This is a genomic window from Lacinutrix cladophorae (assembly GCF_053604645.1).
Genome location: NZ_JBSHNR010000010.1, coordinates 1 through 292 on the forward strand (window position 1 = coordinate 1; position 292 = coordinate 292).

1 protein-coding gene is annotated in these 292 nt (G+C 38.0%); it reads left to right on the forward strand.

The features are described 5' to 3' along the window. On the forward strand, positions 1 to 292 hold a 292-nt coding region (locus tag ACVC3Y_RS00045; protein WP_452225704.1), incomplete at both ends, for a hypothetical protein.

The following is a 292-nucleotide window of genomic DNA, read 5'->3' on the forward strand; positions in this document are numbered from 1 at the left end:
AACTTCGGATTATGCTTTCACGAACCTTGCTTCCACTTGTGGTGCTGGTGGTACTATTACTGTAATCTATACGGTATCGGATGATTGTGATAATGAAACTACACTGACTGCGACACTTACACTTGAAGATTCTATTGGTCCAGACTTAACAGCTTGTACGGTTGTAGATGAAACTATAGAATGTAACGGTACAGATAATGAAACTATTGCTAATGATTGGAATGCTGCTAATATATTAGCGCTTCAATCTTGTGGTACAGATAGCTGTGATGTAGATGCTGTATTTGATGTA